Origin of the sequence: Vibrio sp. M260121, assembly GCF_036533715.1 — a bacterium.
GTDB lineage: Bacteria > Pseudomonadota > Gammaproteobacteria > Enterobacterales > Vibrionaceae > Vibrio.
Map to the genome: position 1 here is coordinate 1 of NZ_JATABF010000066.1, position 16862 is coordinate 16862.

Below are 16862 nucleotides of genomic sequence, written 5' to 3' on the forward strand. Positions count from 1 at the left end.
AACCTAGACAATAAAATAAATGGTGGCTACGACGGGATTCGAACCTGTGACCCCATCATTATGAGTGATGTGCTCTAACCAGCTGAGCTACGTAGCCAACAATATGTTTTAACAACATATGTATTCTTTTAATTAAGATGGTGCGGTCGGAGAGACTTGAACTCTCACACCTTGCGGCGCCAGAACCTAAATCTGGTGCGTCTACCAATTCCGCCACGACCGCGTCTTAATTGTTGTTATCGAGAGAATTGGTAAAACCTCAATAACGTCCCTTTAAAGGGAAAATATGGCAGGGCTACCTGGATTCGAACCAGGGAATGGCGGCATCAAAAGCCGCTGCCTTACCGCTTGGCGATAGCCCTACATTGCTCTAATAAAAGAGACTTTAATCATGGTGCGGTCGGAGAGACTTGAACTCTCACACCTTGCGGCGCCAGAACCTAAATCTGGTGCGTCTACCAATTCCGCCACGACCGCATAACTACTGAGTAAACTCAATAATTAAAATAGTGGCAGGTCTACCTGGATTCGAACCAGGGAATGGCGGCATCAAAAGCCGCTGCCTTACCGCTTGGCGATAGACCTGCAGGCAATAAATATATGGTGCGGTCGGAGAGACTTGAACTCTCACACCTTGCGGCGCCAGAACCTAAATCTGGTGCGTCTACCAATTCCGCCACGACCGCATATATTTATTTAATTTCGATTCAAGATGGTGCGGTCGGAGAGACTTGAACTCTCACACCTTGCGGCGCCAGAACCTAAATCTGGTGCGTCTACCAATTCCGCCACGACCGCATCTTGAAATCTATTAACCATTAGTTAATTGGTAAAAACTAATCGTTATAATTTTTTCTTTCATTAAAGAAAGAATGGTGGCTACGACGGGATTCGAACCTGTGACCCCATCATTATGAGTGATGTGCTCTAACCAGCTGAGCTACGTAGCCATCTTTTTGAGCGAGACAATATAAACCTTCACGCTCTAAGTGACAACCCTTTTTCTTAAAGGAATCTCACTTTGGAAAAATGGCAGGTCTACCTGGATTCGAACCAGGGAATGGCGGCATCAAAAGCCGCTGCCTTACCGCTTGGCGATAGACCTGCAGGCAGTAGTATTTCTACTACTTAAAACATGGTGCGGTCGGAGAGACTTGAACTCTCACACCTTGCGGCGCCAGAACCTAAATCTGGTGCGTCTACCAATTCCGCCACGACCGCATCTATTCCTAACTATTCTAATAAAAGAATGTTTAGGAATGGTGGCTACGACGGGATTCGAACCTGTGACCCCATCATTATGAGTGATGTGCTCTAACCAGCTGAGCTACGTAGCCAATACCATATTTTTCGTTCTCGTCGCTAAGTTGCCTTGTTGTCGGGAACGGCGCGCATTATGCGAAGTTGAGTGAGATCCGTCAACAGTTTTTTTCAATAAATCCCGCAAAATCCATCGTTCGCTTCCTTTTTAAACAAAGAGGCGCGTTTATGATCTAAAACTGGAAATAAATTGGCTCGGAGCGAGGGAGTTTATTTTCTGTTGTTTATGAAAGGTATAAAAAAAGCCAGCACTATGGCTGGCTTTTTATGTAAATGAAGTGTTTAAAATTCATTCACTTAATTATACGTTGAAGCGGAAGTGTACAACATCGCCATCTTTAACGATGTATTCTTTACCTTCTAGACGCCATTTACCTGCATCTTTCGCACCGCTTTCACCATTGCATTGGATGAAATCGTCGTAACCAACAACTTCTGCACGGATGAAGCCTTTTTCAAAGTCAGTGTGGATCTTCGCTGCTGCTTTTGGCGCAGTTGCACCAACAGGGATTGTCCATGCACGAACTTCTTTCACGCCAGCTGTGAAGTAAGTTTGTAGGTTTAGCAGTTCGTAACCCGCGCGGATAACACGGTTTAGACCTGGTTCTTCGATGCCAAGGTCAGCTAGGAACTCTTCACGCTCGTCGTCTTCTAGTTCAGCCATCTCTGATTCGATCGCTGCACATACAGGAACAACAACGTTGTTTTCTTTTGCTGCAAACTCACGTACTGCGTCTAGGTACGCGTTGTCTTCAAAACCATCTTCGTTCACGTTAGCGATGTACATAGTTGGTTTTAGCGTCAGGAAGTTTAGGTAGCCAATTGCTGCTAGTTCTTCTTTCGTAAGCTCAACAGTACGCGCCATGCCACCTTCCGTTAGGATAGGAAGCAGTTTTTCTAGAACGGTTAGTTCGAATTTTGCGTCTTTATCGCCGCCTTTTGCTTTCTTAGCGTTACGCTGAATCGCGCGCTCACAAGAATCAAGGTCAGCCATTGCTAGCTCAAGGTTGATAACTTCAATATCTTCGATTGGAGATACTTTACCTGCAACGTGAACGATGTTGTCGTTTTCGAAACAACGTACAACGTGGCCGATTGCGTCAGTTTCACGGATGTTCGCTAGGAATTTGTTACCTAGACCTTCACCGCGAGATGCACCTGCAACTAGACCAGCGATGTCTACGAATTCCATTGTAGTAGGCAGAACTTTCTGTGGGTTAACGATCTTTGCTAGAGCATCTAGACGTAGATCTGGCACAGGAACCACACCAGTGTTTGGTTCAATGGTACAGAACGGGAAGTTTGCTGCTTCAATACCCGCTTTAGTTAGTGCGTTAAACAGAGTTGATTTACCAACGTTAGGAAGACCAACGATGCCACATTTAAAACCCATGATAGTAACCTTATTCAGCTTTGAACGTGTGGAGGCGATTTTGTGCTTTTGATAGACCATCCTTAATTAGGATATCTAGACAGCGCACTGACTCGTCAGCTGCGGCGTCTAGTAGCTCTTGCTCTTTTGCTGGAGCTTTGCCTAGTACAAAACCTGCCACTTTATCTTTGTGTCCCGGATGGCCGATGCCGATACGAAGACGATAAAAATCTTTGTTATTGCCCAGTTTGCTAATCGTGTCACGCAGACCATTATGGCCACCGTGACCGCCACCTTTCTTAAACTTAGCGACACCTGGCGGTAAGTCTAGCTCGTCATGAGCAACCATGATCTCTTCTGGCTTAATTTGGTAAAACTTCGCGAGAGCTGCGATCGCCTTGCCAGATAGGTTCATGAAGGTGGTTGGGATTAGCAAACGGAGATCCTGGCCATTGACCAAAATGCGTCCTGTTAGGCCAAAGAACTTTGGTTCGTTCTTCAGGGTAACGTTGTGAACGCGAGCTAATTCTTCTACAACCCAAGCGCCCGCATTGTGGCGAGTTTTGGCGTATTCTGGTCCCGGATTAGCAAGACCAACAAGAAGTTTGATTGGTTGAGTCAAGGTTAGGATCTCTCTGGAATCTCAAAAAGCGCAGTATGATAGCACAGAATTCTCACAGTGGGCGACCAAGGGATTTTCTGCCTATCGATACAAATAAAAAAACACCCCAAAGAGGGGTGCTTTTAAAATCAGTTTAACTGAAATGTTCGTATTAGTTGAACATTGCAGAGATTGACTCTTCGTTGCTGATACGACGGATTGCTTCAGCTAGCATGCGAGATAGGCTTAGTGTGGTCACTTTGCCAGTTGCAGCCATCTCTTTAGATAGAGAGATAGAGTCAGTTACGATAACTTGGTCAAGAACAGAGTTCTTGATGTTGTCTGCAGCGTTACCAGAGAAAACAGCGTGAGTTGCGTAAGCGAATACACGCTTAGCACCGCGTTCTTTTAGCGCTTCAGCTGCTTTACATAGTGTGCCACCTGTATCGATCATATCATCAACGATCACACAGTCACGACCTTCAACGTCACCGATTAGGTTCATTACTTCAGAAACGTTTGCACGTGGACGACGCTTGTCAACGATAGCGATGTCGATGTCGCCTAGTGCTTTTGCAGTTGCACGAGCGCGAACAACGCCACCTAGGTCAGGAGAAACCACTACAGGATTTTCTAGACCACGAGATTGCATGTCTTCTAGAAGTACTGGCGTACCGAAGATGTTATCAACTGGTACATCGAAGAAGCCTTGGATTTGCTCTGCGTGTAGGTCGATAGTTAGAACGCGGTCTACGCCAACGTTAGATAGGAAATCAGCAACAACTTTTGCAGTGATTGGCACACGCGCAGAACGTACACGACGGTCTTGGCGAGCGTAGCCGAAGTAAGGAATTACTGCAGTGATACGACCTGCTGAAGCACGGCGCATTGCATCAATCATAACAACCAATTCCATTAGGTTGTCGTTAGTCGGTGCACAAGTGGATTGAATGATGAAAACATCACTACCACGAACGTTCTCGTTGATTTGAACTGCAACTTCGCCATCAGAAAAGCGAGAAACAGATGCATCACCAAGAGAGATGTAAAGACGATCAGCAATACGTTGGGCTAGTTCAGGTGTTGCGTTACCAGCAAATAGCTTCATATCAGGCACGGTGGAAACCTCGGGTTTGCGTCCAGTTTAAATAGGTCGGTGTGAGGCTGATTGGTATTCAGCCAAAGTCTCTTTTAGTGGCGAAATATTTCGCCCTTGAGCGACAAATGCCGAGACTTTATCAGAGAGTTGTGCAAGGATAGTTTCTGCTTCGGATTTGCTCGAAAATTCAGCAAAAACGCAAGATCCTGTCCCCGTCAATCTTGACGGCGCGTATTGTAGCAGCCATGAAAGTTGCTTATCAACCTCTGGGTAGAGCATTCGTACAATTTTTTCGCAATCGTTTACGCTTGGTGCGTTTAAAAGCGTTTCTAAATCGCGTTTTGGCGTATTTCGGGTCAGATCTGGATGACCGAATATGTCGGCGGTTGCAATGGAAACATTTGGGCGAACAACCAAATACCATTTCTCATCTGGATGAGCCGGAGAAAGTTTCTCGCCAACGCCTTCAGCAAATGCGGCAAAACCACGCACAAATACTGGCACATCCGCACCAAGCGCAAGGCCAATTTCGGCTAATTCGTCATCACTCAGATTAGTTTGCCATAGGTAATTAAGCGCAACTAACGCCGTTGCTGCATTAGAAGAACCGCCGCCAATTCCGCCGCCCATCGGTAGGATCTTATGTAGATCGATATGTGCACCGTATGAGCAATTCGCGAAACGTTGAAGTGCAGTTGCTGCTTTCCAGATTAAGTTGTCTTTTAGAGGAACACCTTCGATCTCTGGCGAAATCGTGATATCACCAGAGTCGTTTGCTTGAATGGTGAGTTCATCGCCGTGATCGACGAATTGGAATAGTGTTTGTAGCTCGTGGTAGCCGTTTTCAGTGCGGCCATTGATATAAAGAAAGAGATTCAATTTCGCAGGAGATGGCCAGCGGGTTGAAATATCGATCATTGGGTGATGTTCCATTTTGTGATCACTAAATTAATTTTTACGTCTGCTGTGCTCAGCTTTAACTTGTTTGGTAGAGGCAATGTCTGTTGATGCCATTCAATGTCACCATAGCGTTGATACGCGATGTTCCAATCATTCGGGCCGATCTGTTTATCGAGCGCTTGTAATGTATTGGTTGGTGAAAGCTGGAAAGAGTCTGCATCGGTTGGTAAACCGAGTAGCCAATCTGGCATGTGGTCGACTGGCATCATCAAACCGGTCAAACGGAAAATGAGTTGGTTAGCATCACGAGCAGAGAGTACTTGATCATCGTACGTTTCGACTGTCGCGCCTTGCGGGGTGATCGTGAGCTTTAATGCGGTTTGACCAAGTAGAGTCGTTAAACGCAATTGACTTAGAGCGGAAGAGTGCTTCCAGAAAAAATTCAGGCTTTGTCTTTGATCAGGGCCAATATAGCCAAGTTTGCCTGTAGCTTGAAAGTTATCAATGGTTTCCAGTCGCTGTTCATGCGCTTGCCACTCTACGCTGGTGACACTTTCAGGAACAGAACTACAACCCGCGAGTACTATGCTCGATAAGAGCAAGATGAGAAAGGAGCGTAAGGTCATGTTTGATGGCTTATTAATCAGTTTCATCGGTAATCGCTCACAACTATAGCATTGAAAAGCCGAGCGAAGGAAAACAAATCCGGCTTACCCTTTCAATAAATGCGTGCTTACAGTAAAATTCTGAACCTATTTTATAACCGATCTCAGAGATACCACGTTAGATGTCCTTGCTTGCTATTGGAATCAATCACAATACAGCGTCTGTTGACTTGCGAGAGAAAGTGGCGTTCGGACCCGATAAATTGGGCCCAGCACTTGAGCAACTCAGAGAGCACGAAGCCGTCAATGGCAGTGTGATTGTTTCTACCTGTAACCGTACCGAAGTGTACTGCGACGTGAAGCAAGGAGCGCGAAATAAGCTTATCGACTGGCTAGCCCAGTTCCATCAAGTTAATCAAGAAGACTTGATGCCGAGCCTTTATGTTCATGAAGAGCAAGCGGCGATTAAGCACTTGATGCGTGTTTCTTGCGGCCTTGATTCACTGGTACTTGGTGAGCCTCAGATTTTGGGTCAGGTAAAACAAGCGTTTTCTGATTCCCGAGATCATCAGGCGGTGGATACGTCGATTGATAAGTTGTTCCAAAAGACTTTTTCAGTCGCAAAACGTGTTCGAACAGAAACTGATATTGGTGGTAACGCGGTGTCGGTGGCTTATGCTGCCTGTACATTGGCGAAACACATCTTTGAATCACTGTCTGACTCAACGGTATTGTTGGTTGGTGCGGGTGAAACCATCGAACTGGTGGCGAAGCACTTAGCGTCTAACGGCTGTACTAAGATGATTGTTGCCAACCGAACGCGAGAGCGTGCTCTTGGTTTGGGTGAGCAATTTGGCGCAGAAGTGATCAGCTTGAATGAAATTCCTGACCATTTACCAAGGGCAGACATTGTCATCAGCTCAACGGCGAGTCCATTACCTATTATTGGTAAGGGCATGGTAGAGACTGCGTTGAAGAAACGTCGTCATCAGCCAATGCTTTTGGTGGATATTGCGGTCCCACGTGATGTGGAAGCGCAGGTGGGTGAATTGAGTGATGCTTACTTGTACTCGGTGGATGACTTACAGTCGATCATCGATAGCAACATCGAACAACGTAAAGTAGAAGCGATTCAAGCAGAAGCGATCGTCAGCGAAGAAAGTGCGGCATTTATGACGTGGCTGCGTTCACTCCAAGCCGTGGACAGTATTCGTGATTATCGCAAATCGGCTAACGAAATTCGTGAAGACTTACTAAGTAAGAGCCTACAATCATTGGCAACCGGTACAGACCCAGAAAAAGTGCTGCGCGAGCTTAGTAATAAACTCACCAACAAACTGATTCACGCCCCAACTCGTGCGCTGCAAAGTGCGGCAGAGCAGGGCGAACCAGCAAAATTAACGGTTATCCGCCAGACCCTTGGTTTGGATGATCTGTAACTCACGCTTTTTATTAAGAAAACGACACTATGAAAGCCTCTATTCTGACTAAGCTAGAAACGCTAGTAGAACGTTACGAAGAAGTTCAACATCTTCTTGGTGATCCTGATGTAATTGGAAATCAGGATAAATTCCGCGCTCTATCAAAAGAGTACTCTCAGCTAGAAGAAGTTACTAAGTGCTTCCAAGCGTATCAACAAGCGCAAGACGATCTTGCGGCTGCTGAAGATATGGCGAACGAAGACGACGAAGAAATGCGTGAAATGGCGCAGGAAGAAATCAAAGAAGCAAAAGATGCGATCGAGCGTCTGACTGATGAGCTACAAATTCTTCTTCTTCCGAAAGATCCAAACGATGACCGTAACTGTTTCCTAGAAATCCGTGCAGGTGCGGGTGGTGATGAAGCAGGTATCTTCGCTGGTGACCTGTTCCGTATGTACAGCAAATACGCAGAAAAGCGTGGCTGGCGTATCGAGGTTATGTCTTCAAACGAAGCAGAACACGGCGGCTACAAAGAGATGATCGCGAAAGTGAGCGGCGACGGTGCATACGGCGTGCTGAAGTTTGAGTCAGGCGGTCACCGTGTACAACGTGTACCAGCGACAGAATCTCAAGGTCGTGTTCATACTTCTGCGTGTACCGTAGCGGTTATGGCGGAAATCCCAGAAGCGGATCTGCCAGAAATCAAAGCAGCAGACCTAAAAATCGATACCTTCCGTGCATCTGGCGCGGGTGGTCAGCACGTTAACACCACGGACTCGGCAATCCGTATTACCCACTTACCAACTGGTACGGTAGTAGAGTGTCAGGACGAGCGTTCACAGCATAAGAACAAAGCGAAAGCGATGGCAGTACTTGCTGCGCGTATCGTTCAAGCGGAAGAAGAGCGTCGTGCGGCAGAAGTGTCTGACACACGTCGTAACCTACTAGGTTCTGGTGACCGTAGTGACCGTATCCGTACTTACAACTACCCACAAGGCCGTGTTTCTGACCACCGTATCAACCTAACCATCTACCGTTTGAATGAAGTGATGGAAGGTGACCTACAAAGCTTGATCGACCCAGTTGTTCAAGAGCACCAAGCAGACCAACTAGCGGCGCTAGCTGAGAACGGCTAATCGAATGAGCCAAGTTCAATCTATTGAGCAAGCACTCAAAAGTGCGACGGCAATTCTGACAGAAGGCGGCAAAGAGTCGCCTTCTCTCGATGCAGCTGTCCTTCTTTGCCATGTCCTTGGCAAACCACGAACCTACCTACTGACCTGGCCAGAAAAAGCATTAGAAGCAGAGCAACAAGCTCAGTTCGATGACCTTTTAGCGCGACGTATTGCTGGTGAGCCTGTAGCTTACATCATCGGTGAGCGTGAGTTTTGGTCGCTGCCACTTAAAGTCTCTCCATCCACGCTGATCCCAAGACCAGACACTGAACGTTTGGTTGAAGTCGCATTGGATAAAACTTACGAGCAGACTGGACCAATTCTTGACTTGGGTACTGGCACAGGGGCGATTGCGTTAGCGCTCGCGTCTGAGATGCCAAATCGCCAAGTGATGGGCGTTGACTTAAAGCAAGAAGCAAAAGAGCTTGCCGAGTACAACGCGTCGCAGTTAAACATCAAAAATGTGACGTTTGATCAAGGTAGTTGGTTCGAACCTATTGCCAGCGGAACAAAGTTTGCTTTAATTGTCTCCAATCCACCGTACATCGACGAAAAAGACCCACACCTCTCTCAAGGAGATGTGCGTTTCGAACCAAAATCGGCGCTGGTTGCCGATGAGAATGGTCTAGCCGATATTCGTCATATCTCTGATCTTGCGCGTCAATATTTGCAAGAGGGTGGGTGGCTCGCATTTGAACATGGTTATGATCAGGGCGAAGCCGTTCGTGAGATCATGACGCACTTTGGTTTTGAACAAGTCGTTACGGAAAAAGACTATGGTGATAACGATCGAGTGACGCTCGGTTGTTACAAACCGCAATAATAACGAGCAAGTCAGCAGTAACTTATAAAAGAGAAAGAAAATGTACGTAGCTCTAAAACACATTCACTTAGTAACGATCGCATTGAGCGCGACGCTACTATCGATCCGATTTGTATTGTTGATGATGGATTCTCCAAAGCGCAACAATCGCTTCTTGAAAGTTTTCCCACACATTGTTGATACGGCGCTATTGCTGTCAGGTATCGGCCTAATTATGGTGACCGGCTTTATTCCATTTACGGATGCTGCGCCTTGGCTAACCAACAAAATCACTTGTGTGCTGGCGTACATCGCTCTTGGTTTCTTCGCTCTGAAAATGGCGAAAAACAAGCTGCTGAGAATTTTTGCCTTCTTTGGCGCTCTGGGCTGGTTAGTCATGGCCGCCAATATTGCAGTATCTAAAAATCCAAACCTATTTGGGTAATCTTCATGCTTGAGTTTTTTGACGAAGATTTTGACAACATGGCGTTAGTGGAAGGCGCGTTAGAGCTAAACCACTCCATCAATCCAGACACCAATGTCCATTGGGCAAAACTTGAACTAGAACGCCTTTATAAAGAAGCGGAAGCTATCTTGGTTCACGAGACGGATGAAGAACAACGTTTCGAGTCGTTTCTGCGCTTATTCTTTTATGAGTGGGGCTTTAAAGGCGACGAGCAAGAGTACTTTATCTCTGACAACAGCTTTATCGACAAGGTGTTGGAGCGCAAGAAAGGTATTCCGGTAAGTCTTGGTGCCATCTTACTTTACTTGGGCAACCGTCTTGGCTTCCCGATGAAAGGGGTGACATTCCCGACTCAGTTTTTGATCAAAGTAGATTGGATGCACAAAACACCTGACTATATTAACCCGTTTAACGGTGAGTATGTCGGTGAGAAAATCCTTCAAGCTTGGTTGATTGGTCAAGAAGGCCCACTGGCAACATTAAAGCCAGAACACTTTGAAGAAGCGGACAACCCGACTGTAATTGGTCGCTGGTTGGCGTTGATTAAGAGCGCCATGTTACGTGAAGAGCGTTACACATTGGCGCTGCGCTGTACCAATCTTGCGTTGACGTTTGTACCTGATGACCCATACGAAATTCGTGACCGTGGTTTTATCTTCCAGCAGTTGGATTGCCATCAGGTCGCGGTGTCTGATTTTCAGTACTTTATTGACCAATGCCCAGACGATCCGGCATCAGAGCTACTAAAATCACAAGTTAACGCCATGAGCGAAAAGCACGTTACGCTTCACTAATTTTATCGGCATGCTCAAACGGCATGTCGAAGACAGATAAAAGAGAATCAAAATGGAACAGAAAATCGTTAATATTGGCGACATTCAAGTTGCTAACGACAAGCCATTCACCCTATTTGCAGGTATGAACGTTCTTGAGTCTCGTGATCTTGCTATGCAGATCTGTGAGCACTACGTAAAAGTAACGGACAAGCTTGGTATCCCATACGTGTTTAAGGCGTCATTCGACAAAGCGAACCGCAGTTCTGTTCACTCATACCGTGGCCCAGGTCTAGAAGAAGGCATGAAAATCTTCCAAGAGCTGAAAGACACGTTCGGCGTGAAGATCATCACTGATGTTCATACTGAAGCACAAGCTCAACCAGTTGCTGACGTAGTTGACGTTATCCAGCTTCCTGCATTCCTAGCTCGTCAAACTGATCTTGTTGAAGCAATGGCAAAAACAGGTGCGGTGATCAACGTTAAGAAACCTCAGTTCATGAGCCCTGGTCAAGTGGGTAACATCGTTGAGAAGTTTGCAGAATGTGGTAACGAAAACATCATCCTTTGTGAGCGTGGTTCTTGCCACGGTTACGACAACCTAGTGGTTGATATGCTTGGCTTTGGTGTGATGAAAAACGCATCGAAAGGCAGCCCAATCATCTTTGACGTGACGCACTCACTACAAATGCGTGACCCATCGGGCGCGGCATCTGGCGGTCGTCGTGAGCAAACGGTTGAACTGGCGAAAGCAGGTCTAGCTACAGGTATTGCTGGTCTATTTATTGAAGCGCACCCGAACCCAGATCAAGCACGTTGTGATGGCCCATCTGCGCTACCGCTAGACAAACTAGAGCCGTTCCTAGCGCAAATGAAATCGCTAGACGATCTAATCAAGAGCTTTGCAGAAATCGACATCAAATAATCGATTGTTGTGAATGTTTAGATGAAATGGTCAGCCCGTGCGCTGGCCATTTTTGTATCGACATATTCATTCTGCCTCACTATCCTTTTCTCGCTTCTCGCTTCTCGCTTCTCGCTTCTCGCTTCTCGCTTCTCGCTTCTCGCTTCTCGCTTCTCGCTTCTCGCTTCTCGCTTCTCGCTTCCTTACCCCGCCTTGATTATGTCTATAATTTGCTTAGATTTAAGACTATCTAACTTGTCATCAGCAAACTGCGTCGCAGAAACATGAAATCAATATTTTAGTGTTTTACACTAGTGCTAAGTTTGCGCGTTTTAGCCCAGTGAGAGGACCGTTTCTTGGCTGCTGAGCGCGCAATGCAGTGGAACCCGGACGATAAAAAGGTAAAACAATGAAGCAACGCCTGATTGTAAAGACCGCTTTGAGCGCGGCTATCTTGGCAACTCTTGCCGGATGTGCAACGCAACCAGCACATGAATGGAATGAAGACACAACTTACAAACTGACCGTACTGCACACCAATGACCACCACGGTCGTTTTTGGCAAAACAAGTACGGTGAGTACGGCATGGCGGCACGTAAGACGCTGATTGATGAACTGCGTGCAGAGATTCAAGCCGAAGGCGGTAGCGTGCTTCTACTATCAGGTGGTGATATCAACACTGGTGTTCCTGAGTCTGACTTACAAGATGCTGAGCCTGACTTCAAAGGCATGAGTAAGATTGGTTACGACGCAATGGCGCTGGGTAACCACGAATTCGACAACCCACTGGAGGTGTTGTTCAAACAGCAAGAGTGGGCAAACTTCCCAATGCTGTCTGCCAATATTTACGACAAAGAAACCGGCGAGCGATTGTTCCAACCTTATGCCATGTTCAACAAGCAAGGCATCAAGATTGCCGTGATTGGCCTTACGACAGAAGACACGGCAAAACTGGGTAACCCAGAGTACATCGGCGAGGTTGATTTCCGCGACCCGAAAGAAGAAGCGAAAAAGCTGATTGCTGAACTAAAGCAAACTGAAAAGCCAGATCTTATCTTTGCAGTTACACATATGGGTCACTATGAAAACGGCAACCGTGGTGTGAATGCTCCCGGTGATGTGGCCTTGGCTCGCTACCTAAATGAAGGTGATTTGGACATGATTGTGGGTGGTCACTCACAAGAGCCAGTTTGTATGGAAGGCCCTAACGTCATTAAGAAGAACTTTAAGCCGGGTGACGAATGTAAGCCAGATGAGCAAAACGGTACTTACATTGTGCAAGCGTACGAGTGGGGTAAGTACGTTGGTCGTGCTGATTACGAATTCCGCAATGGCGAACTGTCGATGGTGAGCTACGATCTGATTCCGGTTAACTTGAAGAAGAAAATCAAAGTGAACGGCGAGTCTCAACGTATATTGGTTCAAGATGAAATTGCACAAGACTCGGCAATGCTGGATTTCCTTCGCCCTTACCAAGAAAAAGGTCAGGGCCAGTTGAATGTGAAAATTGCCGAATCTAACGGCAAGCTAGAAGGTGATCGCAACGTTGTTCGTTTCCAGCAAACTAACCTTGGTCGCTTGATTGCAACCGCCCACATGGAGCGCGCTAAAGCGGATTTCGCTGTGATGAACTCGGGTGGTGTTCGTGATTCGATTGAAGCAGGTGACATCACATACAAAGACGTGCTGACGGTTCAGCCATTTGGCAACATGGTGTCTTACGTCGATATGTCGGGTAAAGAAGTGCTCGATTACTTAAACGTCGTGGCGACAAAGCCAGTTGACTCAGGTGCTTACGCTCAGTTTGCTGGCATTACCATGACGGTTGAAAATGGCAAAGTATCGAATGTTTTTATCGGTGAAAAACAGCTTCGCCTAGATGGTCAATACCGCTTTACCGTACCAAGCTACAATGCTTCAGGTGGTGATGGTTACCCGAAAGTGAATACTCATCCGGGTTACGTCAACACGGGCTTTACAGATGCAGAGGTACTGAAAGAGTTCTTGGAGTCACACAGTCCTATTGATGTAAATGAGTACGCGCCTTCTGGTGACATCGTTTACAAGTAAAAAGCGATTGACTCAAAGTCGCTGATACCATTAACTTAAAGCGCTGCTCCTCACTCGGGGCAGCGTTTTTTGTTTTATAAGGAGAATCTTGATGACTCCGGCCATTAATCTTGCGAAAAAGAAAAAAGTTACACACACCATTCACCAATACGAGCACGATCCAAGAGCAGACAGCTATGGACTAGAAGCGGCTGAGGTATTGGGACAAGATCCAAAGAAAATATTCAAAACCTTGTTGTTCTGTTTGAACGGCGAGCCAAAGAACCTTGCGGTTGCGATTATCCCTGTTGATCAAAAGCTGAACCTAAAACTGGCGGCGAAAGCAGCGAAGGGCAAAAAGGCTGATATGGCCGATCCGGAAATCGCGCAAAAGACCACAGGATATGTTGTTGGTGGGATCAGTCCCTTAGGCCAGAAAAAAGCGCTGCCAACTTTTTTACATGAGAGCGCAACAGAGCAAGACACCATCTGTGTAAGTGCAGGTAAGCGTGGTTTAGAAATCGAGTTAGCACCGAAAGATTTACTAAGTCTAACTCGCGGTCAGTTTGCCCCTCTTTGTTTGTAAAAACATGACAAATAAAAAGGACGCTCATGAGCGTCCTTTTTTGATCTTGCCAGTCAGTGAAGCATTACTTCTTCAAACTCAATGTACCACCAGTGCGTTTAGCTGGTTTGCTTGGCTTCGCGGCATTTGGATTCATGTAATGCTGCTTCGGCTTACTCGGTGATTGAGGTTTGTTTGCTGAGTGCGTATTGCTCGATGCATCTGGTTTACGATGCGATTTACCATGCTCGCCTTGCGGTCTGCTGCGTTCACCTTGTGGTTTCGCTTTGTAATGCTCTTTTGCTGGGCGTCCACCTTCATCATCACGTTGACGACGTTGTTGGCCTTTTTTTGAGTTCGGGGCATGACGGAATTCATCAGCATTGTTGCCACGGAACGTACGAGTTTTCTGGTTGCGGCGCGCCGTTGAACCTTGGTTCTCTTCACGGCTATCATACAGCTTCGCGTCGGTCGCTTTACGAATGTTGTGGCCTCTAGAATCTGTTTTTGATGCTTCTTCTGTGCCCACAGAGCCTTCACACATTGCTAGGATCTCTGCCACTTCGTCGTCACTTAGGTAACGCCATTTACCATTAGGAATGCCATCAAGTGAGATGTTCATAATACGTACGCGACGCAGTTTGAAAACTTCGTAGCCTAGCGCTTCACACATACGACGGATCTGACGGTTCAGACCTTGAGTTAGTACGATACGGAAAGAGAATTTGGTCTCTTTCTCTACTTTACAAGGCAGAGTAACCGTATCAAGAATCTTCACGCCGCTCGACATCTGCTTAAGGAATTCACCGGTGATTGGCTTATCAACGCGTACTACGTATTCTTTCTCGTGGTTGTTACCAGCACGTAGGATCTTGTTTACGATGTCGCCATCGTTGGTTAGGAAGATCAAACCATCGGAAGGTTTATCCAGACGGCCGATAGGGAAGATACGTTTTTTGTGACCGATGAAATCAACGATGTTGCCCGGAATATCGCGCTCAGTAGTACAAGTGATACCGGTTGGTTTGTTCAACGCGATGTAAATCGGTTTTTCTTTCGCTGCTACAGGATTGCCATCCACGCACACATCATCGCCTGGCAGTACTTTTGTGCCCATCTCTGGTTGTTGACCATTAATAGTGACACGGCCTTGCTCAATAAGACGGTCTGCTTCACGGCGCGAGCAGAAACCCGTTTCGCTGATGTATTTGTTTAAGCGTTTTGCGTTGTCTTGTGACATGTAAGTCTCCTAACGTTTCACAACGGCGGTTGATAGAAGTGCCTGCTGCTGATTAAAGCAGCAAGGCGAGATAAGGTCGGGCATTCTAGCACCGAGAATCCGGTTAGCCTAAACGTTTTTGATGACGTTCACGCGTCTCCATTTTCTTTTCAGCACTCTTTCTTAATAGAACGTACACAGCACCACTGCCACCGTGGAATCGTTGTGCACTGTGAACACATTGCACTTCACGAATTTGTTGCAACCAACTCGCGACAAAACTCTTCATTAATGCTGGTGGATTCGAGCGTTCGCCACGGCCATGCACGATGACGACCGTTCGGATGTCCATCTCAATACATTGCTTGAGGAATTTAACGACTTCGTCACGCGCTTCTTTTAGCGTTTTACGGTGCAGATCAAGTCGAGCTTGGATCGGGTACTTACCAAGGCGTAGTTTGCGGTATACGCCATCTTGTACACCATCTCGTTTGAACTCGATAAACTCATCGGGTTTGAGCATTTCTGCATGGTCAATCGACAAGTATTCAGGATCATCTTCAGTGAGCCAAATCGCGGCTTCGCGCTTCGCCAATTGAGCATCTGTCACGTGATGCACTTTTTTATGGTTAGCGGTGTCTTGGTCGATAGGCTTTACATCGCCCATCATCTGTTGGAACAGATCAAAATCGTCGTCTTGAGACATAACGGCAATCTCATAAAGAACAGGGTAGGAATAGTAAGATTATATCAATGAGTGGTGTATTGGGATCAAATAAAAAACCGGAGTAGGCAAGTAACCAACTCCGGTGCAAAGCGTTTCTAGAGCTAAGCGAGATCTAGTGAGGAGATTTGTCGTTCATAACCTTGTACACGAAGAAACCGCCGTAAAACAGCATTAGACCAATTGCCCCAAAGATTACAATCATTGACGATAGTCCCACCGCATTACCAAATAGGAGATCAAGCCAAAAGTCCATATGTTTCCTCCAAGATATTTCCGACATGGATAACGTTAATGGGTGGTGTTTTTTTGCACACTGATCTGGATCAATTATGTTGCCGAGGTTAATAATCTGTATTTTATTGTGGGTTCTTAGTCACATTTCACGTGCTAGTGTTCAGTAAATCATCAAACGAATTAAGACATTACGTTTTTTTGTAAAAAGCGCTTGCGTCTCTCTAAAGAATCCGTAATATACGCATCCGTTGACGGGGATAAGTCCTCAGTTAAACATCTCGGTGAATAGCGCAGCTTGGTAGCGCATCTGGTTTGGGACCAGAGGGTCGGGGGTTCGAATCCCTCTTCACCGACCACTTTCAGAAAGCCTGCTCAATGAGCAGGCTTTCGTCGTTTTGGGCTTTTTGATTCGAGAACGCTTCGCTTCGGGAACGGGCTCCGTCCTGAGAGATGCGAGATAGGGGAACGCTACGCTCCGAGAGTCGGGAGCGCTTCGCTTTAGGGAGCGAGGGTTACTCGTTGAGAGTATAGAGAAAAGGTATCTTGATTAAGAAGGGTGTTGACGGAACTTGTTCCTAGAAAAGCAAAATAAAGTCGAATCCCGAATCCCGAATCCCGAATCCCGAATC

General features: G+C 46.5%; 16 protein-coding genes and 12 tRNA genes. 9 read left to right on the top strand and 19 right to left on the bottom strand.

What is annotated here, in order from left to right:
• Positions 1 to 20 precede the first annotated feature (20 nt).
• The 16 genes from QTO06_RS23805 to lolB all read right to left on the bottom strand — a co-directional run bounded on the left by QTO06_RS23805 (position 21) and on the right by lolB (position 5945).
• A tRNA-Met gene (locus QTO06_RS23805) sits at positions 21 to 97 on the bottom strand.
• Positions 98 to 138: 41 nt separating this feature from the next.
• Positions 139 to 223, bottom strand: a tRNA-Leu gene (locus QTO06_RS23810).
• A gap of 64 nt (positions 224 to 287) precedes the next feature.
• Positions 288 to 362, bottom strand: a tRNA-Gln gene (locus QTO06_RS23815).
• 30 nt (positions 363 to 392) lie between these two features.
• Positions 393 to 477, bottom strand: a tRNA-Leu gene (locus QTO06_RS23820).
• Between the two features lie 33 nt (positions 478 to 510).
• Positions 511 to 585 (bottom strand) — tRNA-Gln (locus tag QTO06_RS23825).
• A gap of 16 nt (positions 586 to 601) precedes the next feature.
• Positions 602 to 686 (bottom strand) — tRNA-Leu (locus QTO06_RS23830).
• A 27-nt stretch (positions 687 to 713) separates the two neighbouring features.
• Positions 714 to 798: transfer RNA gene (locus QTO06_RS23835), tRNA-Leu, on the bottom strand.
• A gap of 75 nt (positions 799 to 873) precedes the next feature.
• A tRNA-Met gene (locus QTO06_RS23840) sits at positions 874 to 950 on the bottom strand.
• A gap of 80 nt (positions 951 to 1030) precedes the next feature.
• Positions 1031 to 1105: transfer RNA gene (locus tag QTO06_RS23845), tRNA-Gln, on the bottom strand.
• Positions 1106 to 1136: 31 nt separating this feature from the next.
• Positions 1137 to 1221 (bottom strand) — tRNA-Leu (locus QTO06_RS23850).
• A 39-nt stretch (positions 1222 to 1260) separates the two neighbouring features.
• Positions 1261 to 1337 (bottom strand) — tRNA-Met (locus QTO06_RS23855).
• 284 nt (positions 1338 to 1621) lie between these two features.
• Complete coding sequence (ychF, locus tag QTO06_RS23860) at positions 1622 to 2713, bottom strand: redox-regulated ATPase YchF (protein WP_009705656.1); 1092 nt, start codon at positions 2711 to 2713, stop codon at positions 1622 to 1624.
• A gap of 10 nt (positions 2714 to 2723) precedes the next feature.
• A complete protein-coding gene (pth, locus tag QTO06_RS23865; RefSeq protein ID WP_020198204.1) occupies positions 2724 to 3314 on the bottom strand; it encodes an aminoacyl-tRNA hydrolase in 591 nt (196 codons plus the stop codon).
• A gap of 151 nt (positions 3315 to 3465) precedes the next feature.
• On the bottom strand, positions 3466 to 4410 hold the full coding sequence (locus QTO06_RS23870) for a ribose-phosphate pyrophosphokinase (RefSeq protein WP_005449254.1): 945 nt from the start codon (positions 4408 to 4410) through the stop codon (positions 3466 to 3468).
• A 27-nt stretch (positions 4411 to 4437) separates the two neighbouring features.
• Positions 4438 to 5310 (bottom strand): 4-(cytidine 5'-diphospho)-2-C-methyl-D-erythritol kinase, encoded by an 873-nt coding sequence (ispE, locus tag QTO06_RS23875; protein ID WP_331410104.1) that lies wholly within the window; start codon positions 5308 to 5310, stop codon positions 4438 to 4440.
• Complete coding sequence (gene lolB / locus QTO06_RS23880) at positions 5307 to 5945, bottom strand: lipoprotein insertase outer membrane protein LolB (protein ID WP_331410105.1); 639 nt, start codon at positions 5943 to 5945, stop codon at positions 5307 to 5309. Before lolB ends, ispE begins: the two co-directional genes overlap by 4 nt.
• A gap of 134 nt (positions 5946 to 6079) precedes the next feature.
• Here lolB and hemA point away from each other — a divergent pair, with 134 nt between their 5' ends.
• The 8 genes from hemA to ybaK all read left to right on the top strand — a co-directional run bounded on the left by hemA (position 6080) and on the right by ybaK (position 14074).
• On the top strand, positions 6080 to 7336 hold the full coding sequence (hemA, locus tag QTO06_RS23885) for a glutamyl-tRNA reductase (protein ID WP_331410106.1): 1257 nt from the start codon (positions 6080 to 6082) through the stop codon (positions 7334 to 7336).
• Between the two features lie 29 nt (positions 7337 to 7365).
• Positions 7366 to 8454 (top strand): peptide chain release factor 1, encoded by a 1089-nt coding sequence (gene prfA / locus QTO06_RS23890; protein ID WP_331410107.1) that lies wholly within the window; start codon positions 7366 to 7368, stop codon positions 8452 to 8454.
• A gap of 4 nt (positions 8455 to 8458) precedes the next feature.
• Positions 8459 to 9316 (top strand): peptide chain release factor N(5)-glutamine methyltransferase, encoded by an 858-nt coding sequence (gene prmC / locus QTO06_RS23895; protein ID WP_331410108.1) that lies wholly within the window; start codon positions 8459 to 8461, stop codon positions 9314 to 9316.
• A gap of 40 nt (positions 9317 to 9356) precedes the next feature.
• Entirely contained in the window at positions 9357 to 9740 is a 384-nt protein-coding gene (locus QTO06_RS23900) for a SirB2 family protein (protein WP_005449241.1), read from the top strand.
• A gap of 5 nt (positions 9741 to 9745) precedes the next feature.
• On the top strand, positions 9746 to 10555 hold the full coding sequence (locus QTO06_RS23905; protein WP_005438607.1) for a SirB1 family protein: 810 nt from the start codon (positions 9746 to 9748) through the stop codon (positions 10553 to 10555).
• A 52-nt stretch (positions 10556 to 10607) separates the two neighbouring features.
• Complete coding sequence (gene kdsA / locus QTO06_RS23910) at positions 10608 to 11459, top strand: 3-deoxy-8-phosphooctulonate synthase (protein ID WP_331410111.1); 852 nt, start codon at positions 10608 to 10610, stop codon at positions 11457 to 11459.
• 388 nt (positions 11460 to 11847) lie between these two features.
• Entirely contained in the window at positions 11848 to 13509 is a 1662-nt protein-coding gene (gene ushA / locus QTO06_RS23915) for a bifunctional UDP-sugar hydrolase/5'-nucleotidase UshA (RefSeq protein ID WP_331410113.1), read from the top strand.
• 91 nt (positions 13510 to 13600) lie between these two features.
• Entirely contained in the window at positions 13601 to 14074 is a 474-nt protein-coding gene (ybaK, locus tag QTO06_RS23920; protein ID WP_331410115.1) for a Cys-tRNA(Pro) deacylase, read from the top strand.
• A 64-nt stretch (positions 14075 to 14138) separates the two neighbouring features.
• On the opposite strand, the gene rluF is transcribed toward ybaK, so the two are convergent.
• From rluF to QTO06_RS23935, 3 genes are all read right to left on the bottom strand, one after another.
• Positions 14139 to 15293 carry a 23S rRNA pseudouridine(2604) synthase RluF gene (gene rluF / locus QTO06_RS23925; RefSeq protein WP_331410118.1) on the bottom strand — a complete coding sequence of 385 codons (1155 nt, stop codon included), beginning with the start codon at positions 15291 to 15293 and terminating at the stop codon, positions 14139 to 14141.
• 103 nt (positions 15294 to 15396) lie between these two features.
• On the bottom strand, positions 15397 to 15978 hold the full coding sequence (smrA, locus tag QTO06_RS23930; protein ID WP_331410119.1) for a DNA endonuclease SmrA: 582 nt from the start codon (positions 15976 to 15978) through the stop codon (positions 15397 to 15399).
• A gap of 133 nt (positions 15979 to 16111) precedes the next feature.
• Positions 16112 to 16252, bottom strand: a complete 141-nt coding sequence (locus QTO06_RS23935; protein ID WP_010650907.1) for a DUF3149 domain-containing protein — start codon at positions 16250 to 16252, stop codon at positions 16112 to 16114.
• Between the two features lie 260 nt (positions 16253 to 16512).
• Between QTO06_RS23935 and QTO06_RS23940 the strand changes: the two genes are divergently transcribed.
• A tRNA-Pro gene (locus tag QTO06_RS23940) sits at positions 16513 to 16589 on the top strand.
• Positions 16590 to 16862: the final 273 nt, after the last annotated feature.